Here is a 25,896-nt window from a genome sequence, read left to right as displayed (position 1 = left end):
AGGATGTCTTCCAGCGCTTCGATGTCCGAATCTGATAGCATTCGTCAGTTACTCCCGGCCTTTTTGGCCTCTTCGGCTGCCCGCTGACGCTTACGGACTTCCCTCGGATCATTGTAGGCACGGCCCGGGGTTACCGGTACATTCACCTGCTCACTCGGCTTTTCTTGCTCAGCCGCGGGCTCAACCGGCTTCTCTGCAGGTTTTTGCGTTTCCTCTGCCTCGGAGGCCTCGGCTTTCGGTTCCGCCGCTGGTTTGCTGGTCGTTTCCTGCGGTTCTTTCACCGTATCCGCTGCTGCCGGCTCGCTCGCCGGGGTGGCGGTATCGGGTTGTTCCGCTTTCTCGGTTTTGGTTGCCGTCGGCTCAGCGTCAGCAGTGCTGTCAGCCTTGGATTCAGCCTTGGATTCCGCCTTGGGTTTGGTGTCAGCTTCTGTTGGTTGTGGCTTGGCATCCACTTCCTGCTTGGGGGTTTCGGCCTCTACCACGGCCTCTGGGGTTTCTTTGCCCGGAGTTGCCTTTTCAGCCTTGTCGGCCGTCGTCGCATCTGCGTCGGTGGGTTCAGCCTTCTTTTCAGCTGGTTTCCTGGATGACCGGCGTGGACGGGCAGGGCGTTTCGGCTTCTCCTCAGCAATAGTCTCGGACTCTGCTTCAGATTTCACTGCCTCATTGCCCGCGGTGTCCGGCTGGGCGGGCTTCGCGGTGCCAGACGTTGCCGGCTGCGGCTGTTTTTCAGGCGCTTTATTGGGCTCCGCACTTTCGGCCGTTGGTTCCGCAGGTTTCGTCGCCGATTTCTCGACCGGTGCTTCTGTCGCGCTTTCCGCTGACGTCGCTTCGGCAGGCTTTTCAGCCACGCTTTCCGCCGGCTTGGGCTCTGCCGTATTGGCCGCGGCTACGTCCGGCTTTCCTACGGGCTGAGTTGCAGGTTGCTTGTCGGTCTGCTCTTCCGGCTGAGTATCCTTCTGATGCCTTTCGCTGCGGGCGGACTTCCGATCTGCCGGTGTTGACGCCGGGTTTTCAGCAGGGGAGCCGTCGCGATTACGATTACGTCTTGGTTTGCGACGTTTTTCATCGGAGCCGGACTTGTCGGCGGCAGCGCTTTTCTGGGGACTGGTGTCCTGTTGTTCCTGGCGGTCCTTCTGGTCCCTGCTGGTCTGGGGCTTGTTGCGCCCTTGCCCGCGTCCCTGGCCGTCTTTGCGGTTGCCATCCCTGCGGCTATCGGCTGTCTTGTCGGCGCTCTTGTCAGCACTTCCCTGCTGGCCCTGGCCACTGCGGCCCTGGTCGTCTCCGCGATTGCGGTTTGCACCTCGGTTACGTCCCCGGTTGTCATCGCTGCGGCTGCTGTCGCCACGATTGGCGCCGGCCTGACGGCGGTCAGCGCCACTGCGATTTCCGGAACGGTTGTCGTCACGGGCCACCCTGGATTTACGACGGTCCTGGCGGTCCTGGGTACGGCGGTCGTCACGGTTGGAGCCGCTAGGCTGTTCCCGTTTCACCGGTGGTTCACCGATGACTTCCTCACCGCTGAAGAAATCCGCAATCTTGCGGCCAAGTTTGCGGAACAGGCCATCAGTCTGTTCGGCCGGGGTTTCTTGCGCTGCCTTTTCCGGGGCAGGTGCGGGCGCAACCGGGCGAATGGCTTTCACCGCTGCCTGTTCGCGGACCGGTGGCTGGGCAGCAGGGGCCTCGAAGATTTCTTCTTCCCGTTCACTGTATTCCTGAGCGACCTGGTAGCTCGATACATGCTCCACGCCGGTCTCATCGTCACGCATGCGCAGGATTTCGAAGTGAGGTGTTTCCATGTGAGGTGCGGGAACCACCACCACTTCCACTTCCTGGCGTGCTTCGATGTCGGCCAACTGCTTGCGCTTCTCGTTTAGCAGGAATGTGGCAACGGCGACGGGCACCACGGCACGGACCTGGCCAGTCTTTTCCTTGGAGGATTCCTCGTAGATCAGGCGCATGATGCTCAGGGCCAGAGACTCAATGCCCCTGATGGTGCCCTGGCCTTCACAGCGAGGGCAGACTTCGCTGCGGGTCTCGCCCAGGGATGGGCGCAAACGCTGGCGAGACATTTCAAGCAGGCCAAAGCGTGAAATCTTGCCCACTTGTACCCGGGCGCGGTCGATTTCCAGTGCTTCGCGCATCTTCTGCTCGACTTCGCGCTGGTGCTTGGCCGGGGTCATGTCGATAAAGTCGATCACGATCAAGCCGCCCATGTCCCTGAGACGCAGTTGGCGGGCAATCTCTTCCGCCGCTTCCAGGTTGGTCTGGAGCGCGGTTTCCTCAATGTCGTGGCCCTTGGTGGCACGGGAGGAGTTGATGTCAATGGACACCAGTGCCTCGGTGGGATCGATCACGATGGAGCCACCGGAGGGCAGCTTCACTTCACGCTGGAACGCGGTCTCGATCTGGCCTTCGATCTGGTAACGGCTGAACAGGGGGATTTCGTCCTTGTACAGCTTGATCTTGTTTTCGAACGAGGGCATGACGGCGCGAACGAAGTTCAATACATCCTCGTACACCGTTGCGGCGTCAATCAGTACCTCACCAATGTCCTGGCGAAGATAGTCGCGTACAGCGCGGATAATGACGTTGCTTTCCTGGTGAATAAGGAACGGCGCCTTGCGCTCACCGGCGGCCTGGGTAATGGCCTCCCAGAACTGGACGAGGTAGTCCAGGTCCCACTGCAGCTCTTCGGTGGTGCGGCCGATGCCGGCGGTACGAACGATGATGCCCATGGACTTGGGCACCTGTACATCGTTCATGGCCTCTTTCAGCTGCGCCCGCTCTTCACCTTCGATACGACGGGAAATGCCGCCGGCGCGAGGATTGTTGGGCATGAGCACGAGGTATCGGCCCGCAAGGGAGATAAAGGTGGTGAGGGCTGCACCCTTGTTGCCACGTTCTTCCTTATCCACCTGAATAATGACTTCCTGACCTTCGGCAACCACATCCTTGATGTTGATCTTGCCTTCAATCTGGCCGGGTGATTTCTTGAAATACTCCTTGGAGATTTCTTTGAGAGGAAGGAATCCGTGGCGTTCCGCGCCGAAGTCCACAAAAGCGGCTTCCAGGCTTGGCTCTACACGGGTTATGCGACCCTTGTAGATATTGGCTTTCTTCTGCTCACGGGAGCTGGATTCGATGTCGAGGTCAAACAGACGCTGGCCGTCAACCAGGGCTACGCGCAACTCTTCGGGATGAGTCGCATTGATCAGCATTCTTTTCATGGAAAGAAATGGTTCCTGTCGTTTGGTTTGGACAGAAAACCTGGGGAATAGCATCAGCGAAGCAGAACTTGCGTGCCGTGGGCCCCTTGTAACAGGGGTAATCCGACGGCCAGACGAATCAGATCCCTGCGGGGAATTTTCCCGGGGTTCCGAGGCCACCGCCGACGGTTCGCCTGCCTGTGGGCAGGAAAGAGTCGCTTTGGGTCAGAGTCTGTTGGCGCATGTTATCCGTTTTCAGGTTCACGCGGGTGCCTGGGTCTCACGTCGTATTCGTATGCTGGACGGCCCGGCCCTGCGTGCTGGTAATGATTCTTCGCGATGTCGCCCGACGGTTTTCCGTACGGTTTCTTGTTCCCCCGGCTTCTGGACAGTCGCTGTAATCAGCGTCTTCCGTTTTGGCCCGGGAGGATTTCAATCGCCGAGCCCGGTAATGATTGGGCTTTCGGCGTTCAAACTCTCAAATAGTGTCGGTATACTCCTGCCGCTCCGGCTTCTGGCATACTGGCCAGGCCGTAGACAAACGGCAGAGTACGCCGGAATATAACAGTATTCGCCGGCTCCTTCAATCCCGCAGGGTTTCCAGCGGTAAGGTATCCATGTCCAGATCGACCAGGCAAAAACGTCCCTCTTCGTCATCGCAGCCTGTCAGTGGCGAAAAGAGTAGCTCTGTGCCCGGCTCCAGAGGTGGCGAAATCAGGCAGGGTGTGCGAAAGGTGGTGGTTGATGAGGATAACCACGGTCAGCGCGTGGACAACTACCTGATGGCGCAGATCCGGGATGTACCGCGCAGTATCATCTATCGGATTATCCGCAAGGGCGAGGTGCGCGTGAACAAGGGCAGGGTGAAGCCCGACACCCGTCTGAATACGGGTGATGAGGTGCGCATTCCACCGGTTACCCGAAAGGAAAAGCCGGCGCAGGTAGTTCCAGGCTCCCGGGTTCAGGGGGTCATGCAGGACGCGGTGGTGTTTGAAAATGATCAGATGCTGGTGGTTAATAAGCCATCCGGTATAGCGGTTCACGGTGGTAGCGGGCTGGATTTCGGGCTGATCGAAGTCTTGCGGGCGGCGCGGCCGGAGGCCCGGTTTCTGGAACTCGTGCATCGGCTTGATAGGGATACATCGGGATTGGTGATGGTTGCAAAGAAGCGTTCTGCGTTGCGTTATTTGCAGGACGAGTTGCGTCACAAGCGTATTCGTAAACATTATCATGCTCTGGTGGCGGGCGACTGGCCTGGGGCTGTCAGGAAGGTCAGCGAGCCGTTGCTGCGGTTTGAGCTTGGCTCCGGTGAGCGCCGTGTTCGCGTGGATGAGGCAGGAAAGGACTCTCTCACCCGCTTCCGGGTATTGGACTCCTTTTCAGGGTATACCCTGGTTGAGGCCTCACCGGTAACCGGTCGCACCCATCAGATCCGTGTTCACAGTGCCTGGGCGGGGCATCCGATTGCCGGCGATGACAAGTATATGGATGATGTAAGCCTGCGGGCATTTCGTTCCGCCGGCGGTCAGCGTTTAATGCTCCACGCCCGCGCCCTGGACTTTACGCTGCCCTCCACGGGAGAGTCAGTTCATCTTGAGGCTCCCTATGATGAGGCTTTCAGCGAACTCATGGCCAAGCTGGCGGCGCGCCGGAAGGCCTCCGAATAATCCGTTGTTCTGTGGTTCGCAAGCAGAATGACCGCACCAAGGAAGTATCAATGGACGTAAAGGTCGTGATTTTTGACTGGGACGGAACGCTGGTGGATTCCGTTGATCATATTGCCGACAGCCTTCATCAGGCGGCCACCGAGCTGGGGTATCCGGAACTGGAGCGGGAAGCCTATCGCGATATCATCGGCCTGGGCATGATTGAAGCTCTGGAAAAGCTGTATCCCGGTATAACGCGGGAGGAAATGACGGCGATTCGCGAAGGTTATGCCCGTTATTTTTTCTCCAAGGTGACTACGCCCCAGAATGTGTTTGCGGGCATGGCGGACGTACTGGCTGACCTTCGTGCAGCGGGGCGCGGCTGCTCGGTGGCCACCGGCAAGAGCCGCCGCGGCCTGGAAGGTGCTTTGGTGTCCAGCGGGCTTGGGCCGCATTTTGATATTACTCGCTGCGCGGATGAAACCCGCTCCAAGCCCGACCCGGCGATGCTCGGAGAGATCATCCGCTTTTACGGCATTGAGCCGGCGGAAGCGGTTATGATCGGCGATACCCGGTACGATCTTGAGATGGCCCAGCGTATCGGGATGCCGTCTATTGGTGTGGAGTGGGGTGTGCATAAACGTGATGTGCTGGGGCATTACGCACCGCACGCGGTCGTCGATTCGGTAAAAGACCTGCGCGACGTACTCGGCCTCTGAGCCGCAACAGTAACAGGAAGTAGCAATGAGCGATTGGGAATCAGACAGGCATCCTGGCTGGGGGAGCGAACCAGAAAACCCGGAAAGCGGGGCGAAAAGGCCTGAGGGAAGTCGCCGCAAGCCGGCGATGCCGCCGGAGTCGGCTCGTGATTGGAAATTGATCGAAAAGTTGGTGATGTCTCTGCAGTCAGAGCAGCGAAAAAGCCGCCGCTGGGGGATATTTTTCAAGCTGCTGACGTTCGGGTATCTCTTTGCCTTGCTGCTGATGATCCAGTTCCCGCTAAGCGGTGCGCTGGAATCCGCTGCCAAGGGAAAGCATACGGCACTCGTGGAGATCGAGGGCACTATTGCGGCGGATGAGCTCGCCAGCGCCGACAACATTGTAGGTTCCCTGCGCGAAGCGTTTGAGGCAGAGAATTCGGTGGGGGTGATCCTGCGCATCAACAGTCCGGGCGGCAGTCCGGTCCAGTCCGGTTACGTCTATGACGAAATCGTTCGGCTGAGGGGTGAGTATCCGGAGAAAAAAGTGTATGCGGTGATTTCCGATATTGGTGCCTCTGGCGCCTACTATATTGCTGCGGCTGCTGATGAAATATACGCCGACAAGGCGAGTCTCGTGGGTTCCATCGGTGTGGTGGCCGGAGGTTTCGGATTTACCGGGATCATGGACAAACTGGGGGTCGACCGCCGTCTGTACACGGCGGGTGAGAACAAGGCGTTCCTGGATCCGTTCTCACCGGAGGAAGAAGAAGAGGTGCAATTCTGGCAAGACGTTCTGGAAACCACTCACAGTCAGTTTATCGAGAGTGTGCGGAAGGGGCGGGGTGATCGGCTTGCGGATGACGAGCAACTGTTCTCAGGGCTGGTCTGGAGTGGTGAGCAGGCGCTTGAGCTTGGCCTGATCGATGGTCTTGGCAGTTCTTCGCATGTGGCAAGACAGGTTATCGGCCAGGAGGATCTTGTGGACTACAGCCGCCGAGAATCGCCGTTCCAGGAAATTGTTGACCAGTTCGGCGTTTCTGTAGGCAGTGGTATTGCCCGCTACTTCGCTGAATCGCGGCTGGAGCTGCGCTGAGGGTCGTGGGGCTGATGCAGTGGATTCAGCCCCCAATTTAGCAGCATTCTGGTGAGTGCGATCAACGGCAGCCCGATCAGGCTGTTCGGATCGTCCCCTTCCAGTCGCTTGAACAGGGTGATGCCCAAGCCTTCCATTTTGAAGCTGCCTGCGCAGTCGTAGGGCGTCTCAATGTGTAGGTAGTTGTCGATTTCGTCCGCGTCTAGCTCCCGGAAATGGGCGTGGAAGTGTTCGCAGTGGCTCTGCCGTTCGTCAGTGCCGGAATCCAGCAGTACCAGGCCCGTCAGGAATGAGACTCTCTGGCCGCTGCTGCGCTTCAGCTGCTGCACGGCGCGCTCATGGTTTCCCGGCTTGTTCAGCACGGTGCCATCCTCGAGGCAGGCAACCTGGTCAGAGCCGATGATCCAGTGGTCAGGATAATCCCCGGCGAGTGCTTCTGCTTTCTTTAGCGCCAGTCGCACGGCCAGCTGTTCCGGGCCTTCACTTATCTCTGGTGATTCATCGACGTTCGGTGATGCGGCCTGGAAGGGCAGTCCCAGCCGTTCCATCAGCTGTCGCCGGTAAGGTGATGATGAGGCAAGCAGAAGTGGGCGGTGTTGCATTGGGTTCCTTATGTCATTGCTTGGTATTATCGTAGAATACACCTATCCGCAGTGTAACCCTTGCCCAAAAGCGCATGAAGTCTTTGACAGCGGGCGGTCAGGTCCCTAAAATTGCGCGCCTATGTCAAAAGCCTCAAGCACCGAGCTGCCCAAAACTGTCGATCCTTACCGATTGGCAGAGCAACAAATAGTGTTGGAGGGAGAAATTCCTCTGCAGGCATTGTCTCGTTTTGGTGATTCTGTATTTGGTTTTGAGGACGGCGCAGTGTGCCGGGTGAGCCTGTCATTCTCCATGGACGGCGAACGCCGACGCATGGTGACAGGTGAGCTGGAAGCACCGGTTACCCTGGAGTGTCAGCGCTGCATGGGGCCCATGCAAAAGACACTGGTCTCCCACTTTACATTGGGGTTGGTGACCAGCGATGAGCAGGCCCAGCAGTTGCCAAAAGAGCTTGAACCGTTTCTGACGGACGATTTCAGCGCGGATTTGTGGTCCTTGACTGAGGACGAACTGTTGCTGGTTCTGCCGCCGTTTCCGCTTCATGAGCGTGACGAATGTCCCGCCCGAGAAGAGCTGGAAGCCTTTGAACCGGATGAATCCGGGGACGAGCCGGTCAGGAAGTCTGAAGACAACCCGTTCAGCGTACTGGCGGATCTCAAGACAAAGAAACATTAATCAGGCGTCGTTTTCCCTGGAAACCGTCGCGAATTTAACGAACACACGTTTATCAGGTCAGGAGCATAATCATGGCTGTACAGAAAAATCGAAAAACCCGCTCAAAGCGCGGTATGCGTCGTTCACACGATGCTCTGAGCACGGCAGCTCTGTCCACTGACACCACGACTGGTGAAGTGCATCGTCGTCACCACGTGTCGCCGGACGGTTTCTACCGTGGCAAGCAGGTAATTGAGGCTCGCGACGAGTAAACCGTCGCGATCAATCCACCCGCCAGTGCGAGATGGAGGAACGGTGAAGCCGGTCACCATCGCAATTGACGCCATGAGTGGTGATCGCGGAGCCGATGTTGTGGCCTCCGCTGCACTGGATGCGGTGAAAGAAAACGAAGCCTTGAGTCTCGTTCTGGTAGGAATCCGGAGTGAGCTCGAGGCTTTGTTGCATCCTGGGCACTCGCGGATTCGTATCGTCGAAGCTGCCGATGTCGTGCGGATGAATGAGCGGCCCTCCCATGCGCTTCGCCACAAACGCAATTCGTCCATGGCCGTGGCGCTGGGGCTTGTTCGCGATGGCGTTGCTCAAGGTTGTGTCAGTGCTGGCAATACCGGCGCGCTCATGGCGTTCGGCCGTTCTGTTATCCGTATGTACCCGGGTATTGAGCGCCCTGCAATCGCCAAACTGATTCCGTCGCTTCGGGGGCGTTGCCACGTGCTCGATCTGGGCGCCAACGTGGACTCCACTGCGGAAAACCTCTATCAGTACGCACTGATGGGCTCACTGATGGCATCGGCCATCTGTAATCAGCCAGAACCTCGAGTCGCTCTGCTTAATGTTGGCGAAGAGGAAATCAAGGGCAATGAGCAAGTGCGGCTTGCCTCTCACATGCTGGCCCAGTGCGATACCATCAACTACATCGGATACATCGAGGGCAGTGATCTGTTCCGCGACGTGGCGGATGTGGTGGTGTGCGACGGTTTCGTCGGGAATATTGCCCTGAAGACGGGTGAGGGTGTTGCCGGTCTGCTGATTGAATTGCTGGAACAAGCCTTTACGAAAACGTTTTACGGCAAGTGCGTCGGCTTCTTCGCGCGGCCGATCATCGGACGGCTGCTCCGGCTTATGGACCCCTCAAGGCACAACGGTGCCAGTCTCCTTGGCCTCCAAGGGGTGGTGATAAAGAGCCATGGCAACGCCAACGAGCGCGCCATGCTGGCCGCCATACGTCAGGCGGTTCGTGAAGTTGAGCTGGAAGTGCCCAGCCGCATAAACGACCGTCTCGATGACCTGATGATCTGAGTGCTCAAGCCTTAACCTGTCCCTGAGACTAAAGTCTCTCCCCATTTTTGCTAGATTGGCCGGATCGGCCCTCAGGTTGTACTATTGGCTAATCTCCCGTAACCCCTCATTGACGGTAAGATTCCCACTATGAAATCAGCCTTTATTTTTCCCGGACAAGGATCGCAGTCTGTCGGTATGCTGGGAGCAGCAGCCGAGAACTGGCCGATCATAGAAAAAACGTTTTCCGAAGCCTCCGATGTACTGGGGTATGATCTCTGGCACCTGTGCCAGCATGGCCCTGCGGAAGAGCTTAATCAGACCACGGTTACCCAGCCAGCGCTGTTGGCGGCGAGCGTCGCGCTCTGGCGGCAGTGGTTTGTAGCAGGAGGGCAGGCGCCTGACTTTGTCGCCGGGCACAGCCTGGGTGAGTACAGTGCGCTGGTTGCAGCGGAAAGCCTGAACTTTTTTGATGCCATTAAACTGGTGCAACTGCGTGGCGAGCTCATGCAGGCCGCCGTGCCAGCCGGCGAAGGCAAGATGGCAGCCATTCTTGGTCTCGAAGACGACGACGTAACCGCCGCCTGTGCCGAAGCGGCGAATGGTGACGTGGTTGCCGCCGTCAATTTCAATGCCCCTGGGCAAGTAGTGATTGCTGGTGCTGCTGGAGCGGTCGAACGCGCCATCGAAGCCTGCAAGGCCCGAGGCGCCCGCAAGGCCATGCCACTGCCGGTGAGTGTGCCTTCCCACTGTGCCCTGATGAAGGGAGCCGCGGAGGAACTGGCAACCGCGTTGGACGAAGTAACGTTTAACGATGCTGTCATCCCGGTAGTTCAGAATGTTACCGCTTCCGTCGCCCAGGACAGTGAATCCCTCAAGGCTAATCTGGTCAAGCAGCTATACTCTCCGGTGTTGTGGACCGATACCGTTCGTAAACTGGTGGCAAATGATGTGCGGATCGCTGTAGAGTGCGGCGCCGGTAAAGTCCTTGCAGGGCTGGCGAAGCGCATTGACCGTGAATTGTCGGTTTACGGCATTGACGAGCCGGATGCGCTGGCAAAGGCGTCAGAGGCATTTGGACAGTAATAAATAGGAGCAACACATGTCTCTTGAAGGCAAAACAGCGCTGGTAACGGGTGCAACTCGCGGGATCGGAAAGGCCATTGCAAAGGCGCTGGCAGATCAGGGCGCCATGGTGGTCGGTACGGCAACCAGTGAGAATGGCGCCGAGTCGATTTCCGCTGACCTGAAAGCAGCAGGCGCGAAGGGTTTCGGTATCGTAATGAACGTCGCCGACCCAGACAGCATCGAGGCTGGCCTGAAGGAAATCAACGAGAAAGCCGGTGCGCCGGCGATCCTGGTCAACAACGCAGGGATCACTCGTGATAATCTGCTGATGCGGCTGAAGGACGATGACTGGGCGTCGGTGGTGGAAACCAACTTGTCCAGCGTCTACCGGACCAGCAAGGCCGTATTGCGGGGAATGGCCAAGGCGCGATGGGGTCGGGTGATCAATATCAGCTCGGTTGTGGCTGGTATGGGTAACCCCGGACAGGCCAACTATTGCGCTGCCAAGGCCGGAGTTGAGGGTTTTACCCGCAGCCTGGCGAAAGAAATGTCGAACCGGGGCATTACCGCCAATTGCGTAGCGCCCGGATTTATCGATACGGATATGACCCGAAAACTGGACGACAAGCAACGCGAGGCTATGATGGAAGTCATACCTGCCGGTCGTCTGGGTGAGCCGGAAGAAGTGGCTGCGGTGGTTGCCTTCCTGGCGTCGGAGGCCGCTGGTTACGTGACGGGCGAAACGATCCACGTGAACGGCGGTATGTACATGGGATAGTCCCTGCGGGGACGTGTGCGCAAACCCTTGTCGCACAACATGTTTGAATGGAACCCCTGCTTGTTTGCAGGTATGGTTTAAACTAAACTGGCAGCACTTAAGTTGCTTGGTTGACACAAAAGTGAGGACATTATGAGTACAGTTGAAGAGCGCGTGAAGAAGATCGTTTGTGAGCAGTTGGGCGTTAAAGAGTCCGAAGTTCAGAACACATCTTCTTTTGTAGAGGACCTTGGCGCTGACTCACTGGACACCGTTGAGCTGGTCATGGCACTCGAAGAAGAGTTCGAGACCGAGATTCCCGACGAGGAAGCGGAAAAGCTGGCGAGTGTCCAGGACGCGATCGACTACATCGTCGCGCACACCTGATACTCTGCACGCTTTATCGCCAGGCAAAAAGCCGTCCATGTGACTAGACATCGGACGGCTTTTTTATTGGCAGGAATTCCAGTCCATGATCAGCAAGGAACTCAGGTGAAGGGGTATGGCTAAACGACGTGTTGTAATCACAGGCATGGGAATGCTCTCGCCACTGGGTAACGATGTGGATTCGTCCTGGGACGGCATTTGTTCCGGTCGCAGCGGCATTGCCGGAATCGACCGTTTTGATACCACCGGATACAACACACGAATCGGCGGTGGCATCAAGAACCTGGATATTGAACCGTACCTGTCCACGAAGGACGCCAGAAAACTGGATGCCTTCATTCATTACGGCCTGATCGCCGCTCAACAGGCGGTAGATGCCAGTGGTCTTGATGAGTACACCGATCTTGATCGTGAAAGGGTAGGGGTTGCCATCGGCTCAGGCATAGGCGGTCTTGAATACATCGAGAAAAACGTGATCACGATGGAGAAGTCCGGGCCGCGAAAAGTGTCTCCCTTCTTTGTGCCAGCCTCCGTAATCAACATGATTTCAGGAAACGTGGCTATCCGCTTTGGCTATAAGGGCCCAAACATCGCCATCGTGACAGCCTGCACGACCGGCACCCATAACATTGGCTATGCAGCGCGCACCATTGCTTACGGTGATGCCGATGTGATGTTGGCCGGCGGTTCGGAAATGGCCACCACCCGAAGCTCAATTGCCGCGTTTTCGGCAGCGCGTGCGCTGTCCACCCGCAATGACGACCCGGAAAAGGCCAGCCGGCCGTGGGATCGTGGCCGGGACGGCTTTGTGCTCAGCGACGGCGCCGGCGTGCTGGTGCTGGAGGATCTCGAGCACGCGAAACGCCGTGGTGCCACCATTCATGGCGAAGTGATCGGTTTCGGTATGAGCGACGATGCGTTCCATATAACTGCTCCCCCAGAGAACGGTGAGGGTGCCGCGCGCTCCATGAAGAATGCGATTCGCGATGCCGGGCTCGGCGCCGACGACATCGACTACATCAATGCCCATGGCACTTCGACGCTCGTGGGAGACCTGGCAGAAGTGTCTGCCGTGAAATCGGTATTTGCCGACCACGCTTACAAGTTGGCTGTCAGCAGCACCAAATCCATGACCGGGCACTTGCTTGGCGCTGCCGGGGCCGTTGAGGCGATTTTCTCGGTATTGGCGATCCGGGAAGGTATGCTGCCGCCGACCGTCAACCTTGACGATCCCGATGATGGTTGTGACCTGGATTTTGTGGCCGGTAAGAGCCGCAAAGCTGATGTCCGGGTTGCGTTGTCCAACTCTTTTGGCTTTGGTGGTACAAACGGCACCCTGATTTTCCGTCGTTACGAGGATTGACCGGGTTGTGTTGAACGTTATTCGCCCCGACGGCAATGGAGTTTCAGCGACAGACCGGGGGTTGGCCTACGGTGATGGGTTGTTTGAAACCATCCGTATGCGTGGCCGGCAAGCCGTGCTGCGCTCATACCATCTGGATCGTATGGTGGCCGATGCTGGCCGCTTGGGCATTCCGGTTGAGCGCAGTGACCTGGATGCTGAAATTAGCCGCTCGGGTTGCGATCTGGCGTCCCAATACGGCGACGACTGGGTGCTGAAGCTCGTCCTCACTCGAGGGAGTGGCGGGCGAGGTTATCGGTCTCCTGTCGAGTGTGAGCCAAGCCTGATTGTCACCTCCTCTCCGATGCCCATACTTCCCCCTCCGGGAGGAGTGGTTGCAGCGCTGTCCAAGTTTCCACTCACCGTGAATCCGAGGCTGGCGGGTATCAAGACCCTGAACCGGCTGGAGCAGGTGATGGCAAGCCGTGAGTTCAGTGGCGAGGAATTCGAACTGATCATGGCGAACGCCGACGGGCAGTTGCTTGAGGGGACGCGAACCAACCTCATTATCAGGATGGAGGGAGAGTGGGTAACCCCTCCGGTTGAGAGCCTTGCAGTGGCCGGCGTCATGCGGCAGTTCGCCCTTGAGTGTCTGCGCGCATCCGGCCATACCATCCGGGAGCAAATCATCCAGCCTGCGTTGCTGTCGTCACCCGGGCTGCGTGGGCTGTATCTCGTTAACAGCGTTGTGGGTATTGTCGCGGTTCGCAGATTGGGCAGCGTTGATTTGCCAGTTGATGATGGGCTTGAGACAATCTGCGACCCTCTGAAAACTTTGGAATAAAAGCTTGTTCAAGAAGTTACTCATCTGTGTGTTCTGTCTCTCCGTCCTGGCGCTTGCCGGGGGTGGTCTCTGGTTATGGCAGGGGCTTCAGACCCTTGAGCAACCTGTAGCGTTGGATGAGCCGGTTCTGTTCAGCGTGCCCTCCGGGAGCGGTTACGGTCAGGTTGCGCGTAAACTCGAAGCGGAAGGCCTTGTGGGCGACAGTCTGTGGCTGAAGATTCATGGTCGTCTTTACCCGGAGCAGGCGCTATTAAAGGCTGGCGAATATGAGTTCACCGATGGCATGACCAGTCTCGACATGATCAATGCGATGGTCGCCGGTGACACCAAACACTGGCAGATTCAGTTTATCGAAGGCTGGACCTTCCGTGACATGCGCGCCGCGCTCGCCAGCAGTGAGCGTCTTGGGCAGGTGACCGCCGACTGGGCCGACGACCGGATCATGGAAGCGATGGGTGCCAAAGGGGCGCATCCCGAGGGCCGCTTCTTTCCGGATACCTACCTGTTTACCAGCAGTGAAACCGACCTTGACCTGTTACGCAGGGCCTTTGAGCGAATGGAAGAGGTGCTTGCGACGGAATGGCAGGCCAAGGCTGAAAACCTGCCTTACGATGCTCCCTATGACGCTCTGATTATGGCGTCGATCGTTGAGCGCGAAACCGGTGCGGTTCATGAGCGGGAGGAAGTGGCCGGCGTCTTTGTCCGGCGCCTGGAGAAAGGTATGAGGTTGCAGACCGATCCTACGGTCATCTATGGGATGGGAGAGAAATACCAGGGGCGTATCACTCGCAAGGATCTGCGAACCCACACTGACTACAACACCTATCGGATCGACGGACTTCCGCCCACTCCCATCGCGTTGCCCGGCCGGGAAGCGATTCATGCGGCGCTGAATCCGGCTGAAGGCGATACGCTCTACTTTGTGGCGCGTGGCGATGGCACCCACAAGTTTTCTAAAACCCTGGCGGAGCACCAGAAGGCCGTGAGGGCGTTTCAGCTCAACCGCCGTTCAGACTACCGTTCGTCTCCAGCACCGTCTCCGGATACAACAGCGGAAGAGGGTGGCCAATGACCTGCAGAGGGCAGTTTATTACCTTTGAAGGTACGGAAGGGGTTGGTAAGTCCACTCAACTGGCGAACGCCGCAAGTACGCTGGACGCGCTTGGCGTTGAATGCGTTGTAACCCGAGAGCCCGGCGGCACCCCGATGGCGGAGTCCATTCGCGAGCTCTTGCTGGCGCCGCGTGATGAGCCCGTGAACGAAACCACCGAGCTGCTGCTGATGTTCGCCGCCAGGGCACAACACCTTCATACGCGTATTCTTCCTGAACTGGAGGCTGGTCGCTGGGTTCTGTGTGACCGGTTCACCGACGCCACCTTTGCCTATCAGGGGGGAGGGCGTGGTGTGCCCGCCGATCGCATAGCGCTACTGGAAAGCCTGGTGCAGGGCACGGTGCGCCCGGATCACGTTATCCTGCTGGACGCACCGGTGGAAACCGGTATGACCCGTGCCCGCCATCGGGGGGATCTGGACAGGTTCGAACAGGAAGCGGTAGCGTTTTTTGAGCGAATACGCGAGACCTATCTCGCTCGCGCCGCCAGCGCGCCGGGCCGTTATCACATCGTGGACGCCTCCCAGCCGATTGAGGCGGTCAGCGACGAGGTCGCGGGCCTGCTTCGGAGTCTGGTGAGTCGGGCGTAGTCGTGCAAGTTTGCCGATGATCTGCTTTAATTGAGCTACATTCTCAGGAAATTTCCGGATCGCGGGCATGTTGGACGCACGTTTGCTCAAGCTTCCCACCGCTTCACACCATCATCGTCACGAGCATCATCAGATTGTTGTCGGTGTTCGTGGAGAGGCCGACCTGAGTGTGGATGGAACAGGTTCACACCTGGACACCTGGCGAGCCTGCCTGGTGCCCACTGAAGCGCGCCACGATTACTGTGGTGATCTGCAGAACCACGTTCTGGTTATCAACCTCGATCCCTACATGCCGGCCATAAATAGTCCTGAGCACAGTGAGTATGAAACACTCGCGCCTCTGTTTGAGCGGCCGCGCACACTGGTTCTGGACAATAAGCTGCAAGGGCTGGTTCAGTTCGTGGCGGGAGAGTTCGATCGCTCGCCGGATAATCAGGATATGCAGCGGCACATGGGGGCAAGCATCCTGCACTGTATGGCCGGGCGCCTGAACGAAGGCAGGGAGGTGCGCCAGAACCGCCATGCCATCAGCCCCGACACGATCCGCCGTTACATCATGGAGAATATCCAGCGAAAGATAACGGTGAGCGATCTTGCCGGTGTGGCCTGCCTCAGTGTCAGCCGCTTCCACGAGATGTTTCGTGATGTGACGGGTATTACCCCCCACCAGTTTCTGCTCCAGACCCGGCTTGACCAGGCCGTGCAATTCCTGACCATGACTTCCTTTTCGGTCTCCGAAATCAGTTACCGGACTGGGTTTTCCTCCCAGAGTGCCCTCACCAACGCGCTCAGAAAACACAAAGGTACGACGCCCTCCAGATTGCGTTTTGGTGACAAAGTCGCCTGATTTGTTAAAAAAGCCTCATTTTCGGACGAATTTACAAAAGAATCGTAGGATTTTGTAAGCCTGAAGTCCGTAGTAATACTAACTTAACAGGGTAGCTGATCACGTCACAGCGCAGTACGGTACGTACGCGTTGCCTGACCCAACCATAATAAAAGTTCGAGGGGCCCGGCCATAGACGGGAACCGTCGGCGAGGCGCTCAGATGTTCAATGCAAGCAAGGTGCTCGAGCCTGCATTTCAGGAACAGCCAAAGTCGTTCTTCTGGCAAGCGATTACTGCCAACTACGCCGTCGACGAAACACGTTACCTCAACGAACTGATCCCCCTTGCCCAAAGCGATGCTTCTGAGCATCGAGACGTCACTGAAACGGCAACGAGCCTGATCAGAAAGGTCCGCGAGCAGGACGACTCCGTCCATATGGTCGACGCACTGCTGCAGGAATACAGCCTGGATACCGAAGAAGGCATCCTGCTGATGTGTCTGGCCGAGGCGTTGATGCGTATCCCCGACAAATACACCGCCGATGCGTTGATTCAGGACAAGCTGTCGGACGCTGACTGGAAGAAGCACGTGGGCCGCAGTGAGTCGACCCTGGTCAATGCCTCCACCTGGGGGCTGCTGCTGACTGGTCGTGTGGTCAAGATGGATAAACGACTGGACGGTTCCCCGTCCAGTATCTGGAAGCGTCTTATCAAGCGTAGTGGCGAGCCGGTCATTCGGAGCGCGATGTACCAGGCCATGGCCATTATGGGCAAACAGTTCGTGCTCGGACGGGATATCGACGAAGCATTGAGGAACGCCCGCGAGTACCGGGATTTGGGCTACACCTACTCCTTCGACATGCTCGGCGAAGCGGCAATGACCAGGGGCGACGCTGACCGTTACCTGAAGGACTACATGGATGCCATTGAGTCCGTGGGAACCGATACCTACCCGGACAGCCGGGCACCAGCGCCCTCAATTTCCATCAAGCTATCAGCCCTGCACCCTCGATACGAGGCGTCCCAGGAAGAGCGGGTTCTGGAAGAGCTTTACGCAACAGTCATTGACCTGCTGACGTTTGCGCGGGAAAAGAAGGTATCCATTACCATCGATGCCGAGGAAATGGATCGGCTGGAAATCTCGCTAAAGCTGTTTGAGAAGGCATTTACATCACCGGTTGCAAAGGGGTGGGGTGGTTTTGGCCTGGTTATCCAGGCCTATTCCAAGCGTGCTTTGCCGGTATTGTGCTGGTTGACCAAACTGGCGAAACAGCAGGGTGACGAGATCCCCATTCGCCTGGTCAAAGGGGCCTACTGGGACACCGAGATCAAAATCTGCCAGCAGTTGGGCCTGGAGGGCTACCCCGTATTTACGCGCAAAGAGGCTACCGACACCTCCTATCTGGCGTGTCTGCGTTATTTGCTGAGTGACTACACCGAAGGAGCGTTGTATCCGCAGCTTGCGAGCCACAACGCCCATACGGTTTCCTCGGTTCTGACCATGGCGAGGAACAAAGGGCGCAGGATCGAGTTCCAGCGCCTGCACGGTATGGGAGACGCCCTCTACAACAGCATCCTTGAGGACAACAATCTTCCGGTTCGCATCTACGCCCCTGTGGGAGCTCACAAGGATCTGTTGCCGTACCTGGTACGACGGCTGCTGGAGAATGGGGCAAATTCCTCATTTGTTCACCGGTTGGTGGACGCGGCAACGCCCATAGAGGCTCTGGTGCAGAATCCGGTTCAGGAACTGCAGGGATACGACTCACTGCCCAACGACCGAATTCCATTGCCCGTCGATATCTTTGGCAACGAGCGGCGCAACTCCAAAGGGATGAATATCCATGTAGCGGCTCATCTGGATCCGTTGCTGAATCATCTTGGCCAATGGGCAAAGAAACGCTGGGAAGCTGCACCGGTCATTGGCGGCGAAAAGCGCCGGGACGGAGAGCGGAGTGATATCCATGCGCCCTACGATCGCTCCCAACACGTTGGTCAGGTGTACTGGACGACCGAAGCCCAGGCGGAAGAAGCCCTGGTCGTTGCAACGGAAGGTTTTGTTTCCTGGCGGGAGCGTCCGGTGGAGGATCGTGCCGCCTGTCTCGAGCGATACGCCGAGCTGATGGAAGCAAATATGCAGGAGCTGATGGCGATCTGCTGCCGTGAAGCCGGGAAAACCATACAGGATGGTATCGACGAGGTGCGCGAAGCCGTCGATTTCTGTCGCTATTATGCCCTCCAGGGCAGATCCCGCTTTGGCAAGGCCTTGGCTCTACCTGGCCCCACGGGCGAGAGCAATGAGCTTTACATGGAAGGGCGGGGCGTCTTCCTCTGCATCAGCCCCTGGAATTTCCCCCTGGCTATTTTTACTGGCCAGGTGATGGCGGCGTTGGTGGCAGGAAATGCTGTTATCGCCAAGCCTGCGGAGCAGACAAGTCTGGTTGCTCAACGGGCTTTTGAACTGATGTTGGAAGCTGACTTCCCACCCGATGTGATTCAATTTTTACCCGGTGATGGCGCAACAATCGGCGGCAAACTGACCCCGGACCCCAGAATTGCCGGCGTCGCCTTCACCGGCTCTACACAGGTAGCGCACATACTCAATCGCACTCTGGCGCAGCGTGAGGGGGCAATTGTGCCCTTCATCGCCGAGACCGGCGGACAGAATGCCATGGTTGTGGACAGCAGTGCGCTGCCGGAGCAAGTGGTCAGGGATGTCATCCAGTCCGCTTTCGCCAGTGCCGGGCAGCGTTGCTCGGCACTGCGTGTGCTCTATATCCAGAAAGAGGTCGCTGAGCGCACAGAAAGCCTGCTGGCGGGCGCCATGCAGGAACTGATGGTCGGCAACCCTGAGCGTCACAGCACCGATGTCGGACCGGTGATTGATCAAGAAGCGCGGGATGGTCTGAAAGCCCATCTGACCGAGCTTGGCAAACATGCCAGGTTGGTATCGCAGGCGCCAATACCGGAGGCCTGCCGCGACGGCTACTTTGTTCCACCGTCCGCCTACGCCATTTCAAGTATCAACGAGTTGAAAGACGAACACTTCGGCCCTGTTCTCCATATAGTCCGCTACACTGCAGAGAAGCTGGACGATGTGATCGATGAAATTAATGCGGCGGGTTATGGACTTACCCTGGGTATTCACAGCAGAAGTGAGTCCACAGCGGCCTATATCGAGCGGCGGGTAAAAGTGGGCAATACCTACGTTAACCGAAACCAGATTGGCGCGGTTGTTGGTGTTCAGCCTTTCGGGGGGCGGGGACTTTCCGGTACCGGTCCCAAAGCTGGCGGGCCGCACTACCTGCTACGGTTTGCGACGGAGAGAACCCGCACCATCAACACCACAGCGGTGGGTGGAAACGCGTCACTGTTGTCGCTTGGCATTGAAAAGGTTTGATAGGACGCTTTGCTCACAAGGCAGTGCGGAACGAAAACCTGAACGATAGGAGGTAAGTATTGAGATGGGGAGGCAGGCGTTGTAAGCCGTAGCGCCTTAATGACGTGAGTAGTTTAGCGAGTCAAAAAAACAAAGGGTGCGACTACCGGGTTCACCGTGGTAAGCGCGCTAAACGGTCGGAGTTGATTCCGTCCATTTGAACTGGAGGAGTTTCATGGCTATTGGAGTTTGGATCAGTCTATTTGCTTACTTTGCGCTCATGATCGCCATCGGCGTTTATGCCATGCGCAGAGCTACGTCTTCATCCGAAGATTACATGTTGGGTGGGCGAGCCCTCAGTCCAAAGGTAGCGGCCCTGTCGGCCGGTGCTTCGGATATGAGTGGCTGGTTGCTTCTCGGGTTGCCCGGGGCGCTGTTTGCATCGGGCCTGGGATCGGCCTGGATCGGTATCGGCCTGCTCGTGGGTGCGTTTTTTAACTGGACCTTGGTAGCGCCGCGTCTTCGTGAACAGACGGTTCACTATGGCAATGCGATCACCATCCCGTCCTTCCTGGCAAACCGGTTCCCGACACAGGCGCTTTCGCTGCGTACCGTGTCAGCCATCGTCATCGTTATCTTCTTCGCGGTTTACACGGCATCCGGCCTGGTTGCGGGCGGCAAGCTGTTTGAGAGTGCATTCTCCGGCATCTTCAATTTCGGTGGTTTGAGCGACTATGCGGTTGGTATCGTCATCACGCTGGGTGTGGTGTTGGCCTACACCGTGGTCGGCGGGTTCCTGGCAGTAAGCATGACGGACTTCGTACAGGGCTGCATCATGATGCTGGCACTGGTCATCATGCCGGCGGTTGTCCTCTTTGGTGAAGGCGGCGGTGGTTTCGCCCAGGCGTCGCAAACCCTGAACGAAGTCGACCCCACGCTACTGTCGTGGACGGAAGGCCTGACGCTCATCGGTTGGTTGTCTGCGGTAACCTGGGGTTTGGGCTATTTCGGCCAGCCACACATCATTGTGCGTTTCATGGCGATCCGTACGCTGGATGAAGTACCGACTGCCCGTAACATCGGCATGTCCTGGATGCTTATCTCCCTGATTGGCGCCGTCTCCCTCGGTGTGTTTGGCCGGGCGTACGCGATTCGCAATGGTATGAATATCGAAGATCCGGAAACGATCTTTATCCTGCTCTCAGATCTTCTGTTCCATCCGCTGATCACAGGCTTCCTCTACGCGGCACTGCTTGCTGCAGTCATGAGTACCATTTCCAGCCAGCTGCTGGTGTCGTCTTCTTCACTGACCGAAGACTTCTATCGCCTGTTCCTGCGTAAAGAAGCGACCGACAAAGAATGCGTCGGCGTAGGCCGTGTGTGTGTTGTACTGGTAGGCCTGGTAGCTGCGGTTATTGCCTCCGACCCGAACTCTCAGGTTCTGGCCCTGGTCAGTAACGCCTGGGCAGGCTTCGGCGCCGCATTTGGCCCGCTGATTATCCTGTCACTGATGTGGCCGCGCACAAACGGCGCTGGCGCCATCGCAGGCATGGTTGTGGGTGCTGCCACGGTCATGATCTGGATCTCTCTGGGCTGGAACGGTGAGTTCATGGGTGGTCCTGGCGTGTACGAGATCATTCCTGGCTTCATTGCTGCTTTCATTGCCATTATGGTGGTGAGCTCGGTTACTGAAGATGCCGGTGAGTATCAGCACATCACCCGGTAAACAGGCGCGTTTTCAACGCTCTGAGTAAGAACAGGGGCTCCTTCGGGAGCCCCTTTTTTTGTAGGTCTGTTTACAAGGGGCTGGGCCCGCCGCGGGGTACCTTTTCTTCTGGGAAAAAGAACTCGCTGCGCTCAGACACCTTTTCCCCGGCAGAAAAGGCACCCCACACCGTGCCCGATCTGACTCGTAACGTTTACTTCAAACAAAAAAACGCCAGCCCGAAGGCTGGCGTTTCCATGGAGCTAAACCAGAAGGTCAGGTCTTAAGCAACGTTCGCTTCAGACGCCTTCTTGGTGTAGTTCTCCATCTGGTCGAAGTTGAGATACTTGTAGATCTCTTTCGACATGCTGTTCAGGTCCTTGGCGTACTCCATGTACTCCGCCGGAGACGGGAGTTTGCCCAGTACCGCACCAACCGCTGCCAGTTCCGCAGAGGTCAGGTACACATTGGCACCATCGCCCAGACGGTTCGGGAAGTTACGGGTGGAGGTGGACAGCACCGTGCTCTTGGCTGCCACGCGGGCCTGGTTACCCATGCACAGGGAGCAGCCCGGCATTTCGGTGCGAACACCGGCGGTGCCGTAGGTGTTGAAGTAGCCTTCTTCCATCAGCTGCGCCTGGTCCATCTTGGTAGGCGGAGACATCCACAGGCGGGTCTTCAGCGGCTCCTTGTTCATCTCCAGCAGCTTGCCAGCAGCGCGGAAGTGGCCGATGTTGGTCATGCAGGAACCGATGAACACTTCGTCGACCTTGTCGCCGGCGACTTCGGACAGGAACTTGGCGTCGTCCGGGTCGTTCGGGCAGCACACGATCGGCTCTTTGATGTCAGCCAGATCGATTTCCACAACGTGGGAGTACTCGGCGTCTTTGTCGGCACGCATCAGCTTGGGATCGGCAATCCACTCTTCCATCTGCTGGGCGCGACGCTCCAGGGTGCGCGGGTCGCCATAACCTTCGGCGATCATCCAGCGCAGCATGGTGATGTTCGAACGCAGGTACTCAGCCACGGACTCTTCAGACAGGTTGATCGTACAACCGGCTGCGGAACGCTCAGCGGAAGCGTCAGACAGCTCGAACGCCTGCTCAACGGTCAGATGCTCAAGGCCTTCGATTTCCAGGATGCGACCGGAGAACTCGTTGATCTTGCCTTTCTTCTCAACGGTCAACATGCCTTGCTTGATGCCGTACAGTGGGATCGCATGTACCAGATCGCGCAGCGTGATGCCTGGCTGCATTTCGCCCTTGAAGCGAACCAGGACGGATTCCGGCATATCCAGGGGCATAACGCCCGTCGCTGCAGCAAACGCCACCAGACCGGAACCGGCCGGGAAGGAGATGCCCATTGGGAAGCGGGTGTGAGAGTCGCCGCCGGTACCGACAGTGTCCGGCAACAGCATGCGGTTCAACCAGGAGTGGATGATGCCATCGCCCGGGCGCAGGGAAACACCGCCGCGGGTGCGGATGAAGTCCGGCATGGTGTGCTGCATTTCCACGTCAACCGGCTTCGGATAGGCGGCGGTGTGACAGAATGACTGCATCACCAGGTCGGCCTGGAAGCCCAGACAGGCCAGGTCTTTCAGTTCATCACGGGTCATCGGACCAGTGGTGTCCTGGGAGCCGACCGTAGTCATGTGCGGTTCGCAGTAAGTGCCGGGGCGAACGCCTTTGTCTTCTTCCAGACCGCAGGCCTTGCCGACCATCTTCTGACCCAGGGTAAAGCCTTTGGTGCCTTCTTCCGGATCATTCGGCAGACGGAAGATGTCTGTGGCGCCCATGCCCAGTGCTGCGCGCGCCTTGGCGGTCAGGCCACGGCCGATGATCAGCGGAATACGGCCGCCGGCCTGAACTTCGTCCAGGATAACCTCTGACTTGAAGCCGAACTCCGAGATGGTTTCACCCGCCTCGTTCAGGATCTTGCCTTCGTAGGGACGGATGTCGATAACGTCGCCCATGTTCAGGTCGTCAACCGGTGCTTCGAAAACCAGGGCGCCAGCATCTTCCATGGTGTTGAAGAAGATCGGGGCTACTTTGTTACCAATGCACACGCCACCGGCGCGCTTGTTCGGAACACCCGGAACGTCGTCACCGAAGAACCACAGTACTGAGTTGGTGGCAGACTTACGTGAGGAGCCGGTACCAACAACGTCGCCTACGAAGGCAACGGGCAGGCCCTTGGCTTTGATGTCGTCGATCTGACTCATTGGGCCAGTAACACCGGGCTCTTCCGGCTTCAGGCCATCACGCTCCATTTTATAGGCAGCGCGGGCGTGCAGCGGGATGTCCGGACGGGACCAGGCATCGGGAGCCGGTGACAGGTCGTCGGTGTTGGTTTCGCCGGTAACCTTGAAAACCACCATTTTGGTGCTTTCAGGAACCTTCTTCTTGTTGGTGAACCACTCGGCGTTAGCCCAGGATTCAACCACAGCCTTGGCGACCGCGTTGCCGGCGTCCATCTTTTCCTTCACATCGTTGAAGGCATCGAACATCAGCAGGGTGCGCTTGAGCTTTTCGCCGGCCTGTTCGGCCAGTTCAGAATCGTCCAGCAGGTCGACCAGGGTCGCGATGTTATAACCGCCCTGCATCATGCCCAGCAGATCAACGGCCTTTGGCTTGTCCAGCAGGGGAGACGTTGCTTCACCCTTAACAATGGCGGTCAGGAAAGCAGCTTTTACATAAGCGGCTTCGTCCACACCCGGCGGAACGCGGTTTTCAAGCAGATAGACCAGCGTCTCTTCCTCGCCGGCTGGCGGGTTTTTAAGGAGATCGACCAGTGCGGCGGTCTGCTCAGCGTTTAGAGGCTTCGGGGGAATGCCCAGAGCCTCGCGTTCTGCAACGTGTTCACGATAGGCTTCTAACACGATATGGACCCTCATCAGTTGGAATGTCCCGCGCCTTGGGCGTCGTTGCCTGGCGGGAGTTTTATGGCGAAAAGGCGCTAAGTTGGCGCTGCATTCTATAGGAAACCCCTTATAAAGTTAAGTTGGACTGTGGTCGGATATTGTGGTTTGTTGCGGTATACTGCCGTGCCCGAGAAGCCGACCTGCTGTAAACAATGACCGATTCCCTCGACCAGATTCACGATTTCCTGCCCTGCAAAACGCCACAGCGATGGATTGAAAACGCCCTGGCCAATCAGGACCTGATGCTGATTGATCATGCCCATTGTGAGAAAAAAGCAGCGTCCACGGCGTTGAGTTTGATGTATCGCTATGTGGATAACACCGACCTGCTCAACAGGATGTCGCGTCTTGCGCGGGAAGAGTTGCGTCATTTCGAGCAGGTGCTGGCTATCATGAAAAAGCGGGGGGTGAGTTATGGTCACCTGAGCCCGGCTCGATATGCAGCCGGGTTGCGGCAGGAAGTACGCACAGAAGATCCCGGTCGGCTGGTGGATGTGCTGATCGTGGGTGCCATTATCGAGGCCCGTTCCTGCGAGCGGTTCGCGGCGCTGGCACCGCATCTGGATGCGACACTGTCAGATTTCTACACCGGGCTGCTGAAGTCCGAAGCCCGACACTACCGTGACTACCTGACATTAGCCGAGCAGGCCGCGGGAAACTCGGTGGAGGATCGGGTTGCGACCTTCCTCGCGCTGGAGCAACAACTGATTGAGACACCGGACACCGAGTTCCGGTTCCATAGCGGGCCAGTCTGACTTTTAAAGCGGGATCAAGAAGATTTCCTGTCGTACAACAGGCCGCGCTCCTCAGGAAGCGGTGGATCCTGAAGTTGTTCGCACAGGTCAATCCAGCGGTCGATGCCGGCGCTCCGATATTTCTGTTTGTGCAGTATGAAATAGAAGGTTCGGTCGAACTGTCGTTCCTCCGGGACCTTCAACGGTACGAGGCTGCCCCTCCTGAACGCATCGGCAAGGCACACCCATGACAGGCAGCCGATCCCAAGGTTGGCTTCCACCGCGCGTTTAATCGCCTCGGTATGCTCGAGTTCCAGCAGTATGTCCAGGTCTGGGAGCAGGCCGTGCATGCCACGTTCAAAGGTCTGCCGGGTGCCGGACCCCTGCTCACGCATCACCCAGGTTGCCGAGCGAAGGTCCGCATCCGAAAGCCTACCCTTCCGGGCAAAGGGATGGTCCGGGGAACAAAAGACCACCAGCTCGTCGCCTCGCCAGGGTATAACCTCCAGCTCAGAGGATTGCAGTTCACCTTCAATCAGCCCGATGTCGAGTTCAAAATCCTTGACGCGCTGGGCTATGGTGCGGGTGTTGGCCACTTCAAGCGCCACTTTCGGGTGGGTAGGGGTATTCATGTATTGGGCCATGACGCCAACAGCCAGATAGTTACCAATAGTGAGGGTAGCGCCGACTTTCAGGGCGCCGACTTCAGTATGCTTGCTGAACGCCTGTTCCAGTTCCCCGGCCTGGGCCAGCAAAGCCTCGACCTTTGGCCGATAGAGACGGCCGAGCTCATTGAGCTGCAGTCGTTTTCCGACCCGGTCGAAGAGCTGGATGTCGAACTGGCTCTCCAGTTCTTTCAGGGCGCTACTGGCCGCGGACTGAGACATGGCCAGGGAATCCGCCGCACGGGTGATGTTCTGGAAGTGCGCCGCAGCCAGGAAGACCTCGAGTTGGCGGAAGCTAAACTTCATAATCGATAATTCCGAATAAGGTTATGAAAATATCCCATTTTGTCGATAGGTTACCCTTGGG

The 25,896-nt window shown here is 57.7% G+C and carries 21 protein-coding genes; 17 read left to right on the top strand and 4 right to left on the bottom strand.

Annotated elements, in window-relative coordinates:
• Positions 1 to 44: 44 nt before the first annotated feature.
• Positions 45 to 3,227 carry a ribonuclease E gene (gene rne, locus B2590_RS01660; protein ID WP_286810926.1) on the bottom strand — a complete coding sequence of 1,061 codons (3,183 nt, stop codon included), beginning with the start codon at positions 3,225 to 3,227 and terminating at the stop codon, positions 45 to 47.
• 704 nt (positions 3,228 to 3,931) lie between these two features.
• Here rne and rluC point away from each other — a divergent pair.
• From rluC to B2590_RS01645, 3 genes are read left to right on the top strand one after another with little or no spacing between them, the layout of a single operon-like run.
• Positions 3,932 to 4,873, top strand: a complete 942-nt coding sequence (gene rluC / locus B2590_RS01655; protein WP_178380760.1) for a 23S rRNA pseudouridine(955/2504/2580) synthase RluC — start codon at positions 3,932 to 3,934, stop codon at positions 4,871 to 4,873.
• A gap of 50 nt (positions 4,874 to 4,923) precedes the next feature.
• Positions 4,924 to 5,571, top strand: coding sequence for an HAD family hydrolase (locus tag B2590_RS01650; RefSeq protein ID WP_036205004.1), 648 nt, complete (start codon positions 4,924 to 4,926; stop codon positions 5,569 to 5,571).
• Positions 5,572 to 5,596: 25 nt separating this feature from the next.
• A complete protein-coding gene (locus tag B2590_RS01645; RefSeq protein ID WP_036205005.1) occupies positions 5,597 to 6,646 on the top strand; it encodes a S49 family peptidase in 1,050 nt (349 codons plus the stop codon).
• Here B2590_RS01645 and B2590_RS01640 read toward each other — a convergent pair.
• A complete protein-coding gene (locus tag B2590_RS01640) occupies positions 6,613 to 7,248 on the bottom strand; it encodes a Maf family protein (RefSeq protein WP_075194780.1) in 636 nt (211 codons plus the stop codon). The two genes, B2590_RS01645 and B2590_RS01640, sit on opposite strands and share 34 nt — an antisense overlap.
• A gap of 121 nt (positions 7,249 to 7,369) precedes the next feature.
• Here B2590_RS01640 and B2590_RS01635 point away from each other — a divergent pair, with 121 nt between their 5' ends.
• The 13 genes from B2590_RS01635 to putP all read left to right on the top strand — a co-directional run bounded on the left by B2590_RS01635 (position 7,370) and on the right by putP (position 21,231).
• On the top strand, positions 7,370 to 7,924 hold the full coding sequence (locus B2590_RS01635) for a YceD family protein (RefSeq protein WP_075194781.1): 555 nt from the start codon (positions 7,370 to 7,372) through the stop codon (positions 7,922 to 7,924).
• Positions 7,925 to 7,995: 71 nt separating this feature from the next.
• Positions 7,996 to 8,175, top strand: coding sequence for a 50S ribosomal protein L32 (rpmF, locus tag B2590_RS01630; protein ID WP_036205010.1), 180 nt, complete (start codon positions 7,996 to 7,998; stop codon positions 8,173 to 8,175).
• 43 nt (positions 8,176 to 8,218) lie between these two features.
• Entirely contained in the window at positions 8,219 to 9,220 is a 1,002-nt protein-coding gene (plsX, locus tag B2590_RS01625) for a phosphate acyltransferase PlsX (RefSeq protein WP_051946665.1), read from the top strand.
• Positions 9,221 to 9,349: 129 nt separating this feature from the next.
• Positions 9,350 to 10,285, top strand: coding sequence for an ACP S-malonyltransferase (fabD, locus tag B2590_RS01620; RefSeq protein ID WP_075194783.1), 936 nt, complete (start codon positions 9,350 to 9,352; stop codon positions 10,283 to 10,285).
• 16 nt (positions 10,286 to 10,301) lie between these two features.
• The gene (gene fabG / locus B2590_RS01615; protein WP_007154070.1) at positions 10,302 to 11,045 is read left to right on the top strand and encodes a 3-oxoacyl-ACP reductase FabG; all 744 of its coding nucleotides are present in this window, start codon (positions 10,302 to 10,304) and stop codon (positions 11,043 to 11,045) included.
• A gap of 132 nt (positions 11,046 to 11,177) precedes the next feature.
• Positions 11,178 to 11,411: an acyl carrier protein gene (gene acpP, locus B2590_RS01610; protein ID WP_007154069.1), complete on the top strand. Its 234-nt coding sequence runs from the start codon at positions 11,178 to 11,180 to the stop codon at positions 11,409 to 11,411.
• Positions 11,412 to 11,526: 115 nt separating this feature from the next.
• Complete coding sequence (gene fabF, locus B2590_RS01605; RefSeq protein ID WP_036205013.1) at positions 11,527 to 12,774, top strand: beta-ketoacyl-ACP synthase II; 1,248 nt, start codon at positions 11,527 to 11,529, stop codon at positions 12,772 to 12,774.
• Positions 12,775 to 12,781: 7 nt separating this feature from the next.
• A complete protein-coding gene (locus B2590_RS01600; protein ID WP_151982525.1) occupies positions 12,782 to 13,597 on the top strand; it encodes an aminotransferase class IV in 816 nt (271 codons plus the stop codon).
• Positions 13,598 to 13,601: 4 nt separating this feature from the next.
• A complete protein-coding gene (mltG, locus tag B2590_RS01595; protein WP_151982523.1) occupies positions 13,602 to 14,669 on the top strand; it encodes an endolytic transglycosylase MltG in 1,068 nt (355 codons plus the stop codon).
• Positions 14,666 to 15,298, top strand: a complete 633-nt coding sequence (tmk, locus tag B2590_RS01590) for a dTMP kinase (protein WP_286810927.1) — start codon at positions 14,666 to 14,668, stop codon at positions 15,296 to 15,298. The genes mltG and tmk overlap by 4 nt, the downstream gene beginning before the upstream one ends.
• Positions 15,299 to 15,365: 67 nt before the next feature.
• Positions 15,366 to 16,145, top strand: coding sequence for an AraC family transcriptional regulator (locus B2590_RS01585; protein ID WP_136633329.1), 780 nt, complete (start codon positions 15,366 to 15,368; stop codon positions 16,143 to 16,145).
• A gap of 201 nt (positions 16,146 to 16,346) precedes the next feature.
• On the top strand, positions 16,347 to 19,526 hold the full coding sequence (gene putA, locus B2590_RS01580) for a bifunctional proline dehydrogenase/L-glutamate gamma-semialdehyde dehydrogenase PutA (RefSeq protein ID WP_075194788.1): 3,180 nt from the start codon (positions 16,347 to 16,349) through the stop codon (positions 19,524 to 19,526).
• Positions 19,527 to 19,740: 214 nt separating this feature from the next.
• Entirely contained in the window at positions 19,741 to 21,231 is a 1,491-nt protein-coding gene (gene putP, locus B2590_RS01575) for a sodium/proline symporter PutP (RefSeq protein WP_036205025.1), read from the top strand.
• A gap of 262 nt (positions 21,232 to 21,493) precedes the next feature.
• Here the strand turns inward: putP and acnB are convergent, their stop codons facing one another.
• The gene (gene acnB, locus B2590_RS01570) at positions 21,494 to 24,088 is read right to left on the bottom strand and encodes a bifunctional aconitate hydratase 2/2-methylisocitrate dehydratase (protein ID WP_036205853.1); all 2,595 of its coding nucleotides are present in this window, start codon (positions 24,086 to 24,088) and stop codon (positions 21,494 to 21,496) included.
• A 194-nt stretch (positions 24,089 to 24,282) separates the two neighbouring features.
• Between acnB and B2590_RS01565 the strand changes: the two genes are divergently transcribed.
• Positions 24,283 to 24,885 (top strand): tRNA-(ms[2]io[6]A)-hydroxylase, encoded by a 603-nt coding sequence (locus B2590_RS01565; RefSeq protein ID WP_036205028.1) that lies wholly within the window; start codon positions 24,283 to 24,285, stop codon positions 24,883 to 24,885.
• Positions 24,886 to 24,899: 14 nt separating this feature from the next.
• Here B2590_RS01565 and B2590_RS01560 read toward each other — a convergent pair whose 3' ends face one another.
• Positions 24,900 to 25,835, bottom strand: a complete 936-nt coding sequence (locus B2590_RS01560) for a LysR family transcriptional regulator (RefSeq protein WP_036205030.1) — start codon at positions 25,833 to 25,835, stop codon at positions 24,900 to 24,902.
• Positions 25,836 to 25,896 lie beyond the last annotated feature (61 nt).

Source organism: Marinobacter sp. UBA3604 (assembly GCF_002375325.1).
In the GTDB taxonomy this organism is placed as follows: Bacteria; Pseudomonadota; Gammaproteobacteria; order Pseudomonadales; family Oleiphilaceae; genus Marinobacter; species Marinobacter salarius.
The sequence above is the reverse complement of the archived record's forward strand: the minus strand, read 5'-3'. Positions and strand labels throughout refer to the sequence as shown.

Excerpts from the sequence above, each read along its gene's own strand:
- rne (WP_286810926.1), bottom strand. The coding sequence starts at position 3,227 with ATGAAAAGAATGCTGATCAATGCGACTCATCCCGAAGAGTTGCGCGTA.
- B2590_RS01650 (WP_036205004.1), top strand. The coding sequence starts at position 4,924 with ATGGACGTAAAGGTCGTGATTTTTGACTGGGACGGAACGCTGGTGGAT.
- B2590_RS01645 (WP_036205005.1), top strand. The coding sequence starts at position 5,597 with ATGAGCGATTGGGAATCAGACAGGCATCCTGGCTGGGGGAGCGAACCA.
- B2590_RS01640 (WP_075194780.1), bottom strand. The coding sequence starts at position 7,248 with ATGCAACACCGCCCACTTCTGCTTGCCTCATCATCACCTTACCGGCGA.
- B2590_RS01635 (WP_075194781.1), top strand. The coding sequence starts at position 7,370 with ATGTCAAAAGCCTCAAGCACCGAGCTGCCCAAAACTGTCGATCCTTAC.
- rpmF (WP_036205010.1), top strand. The coding sequence starts at position 7,996 with ATGGCTGTACAGAAAAATCGAAAAACCCGCTCAAAGCGCGGTATGCGT.
- fabD (WP_075194783.1), top strand. The coding sequence starts at position 9,350 with ATGAAATCAGCCTTTATTTTTCCCGGACAAGGATCGCAGTCTGTCGGT.
- fabG (WP_007154070.1), top strand. The coding sequence starts at position 10,302 with ATGTCTCTTGAAGGCAAAACAGCGCTGGTAACGGGTGCAACTCGCGGG.
- acpP (WP_007154069.1), top strand. The coding sequence starts at position 11,178 with ATGAGTACAGTTGAAGAGCGCGTGAAGAAGATCGTTTGTGAGCAGTTG.
- fabF (WP_036205013.1), top strand. The coding sequence starts at position 11,527 with ATGGCTAAACGACGTGTTGTAATCACAGGCATGGGAATGCTCTCGCCA.
- tmk (WP_286810927.1), top strand. The coding sequence starts at position 14,666 with ATGACCTGCAGAGGGCAGTTTATTACCTTTGAAGGTACGGAAGGGGTT.
- B2590_RS01585 (WP_136633329.1), top strand. The coding sequence starts at position 15,366 with ATGTTGGACGCACGTTTGCTCAAGCTTCCCACCGCTTCACACCATCAT.
- putA (WP_075194788.1), top strand. The coding sequence starts at position 16,347 with ATGTTCAATGCAAGCAAGGTGCTCGAGCCTGCATTTCAGGAACAGCCA.
- putP (WP_036205025.1), top strand. The coding sequence starts at position 19,741 with ATGGCTATTGGAGTTTGGATCAGTCTATTTGCTTACTTTGCGCTCATG.
- B2590_RS01565 (WP_036205028.1), top strand. The coding sequence starts at position 24,283 with ATGACCGATTCCCTCGACCAGATTCACGATTTCCTGCCCTGCAAAACG.
- B2590_RS01560 (WP_036205030.1), bottom strand. The coding sequence starts at position 25,835 with ATGAAGTTTAGCTTCCGCCAACTCGAGGTCTTCCTGGCTGCGGCGCAC.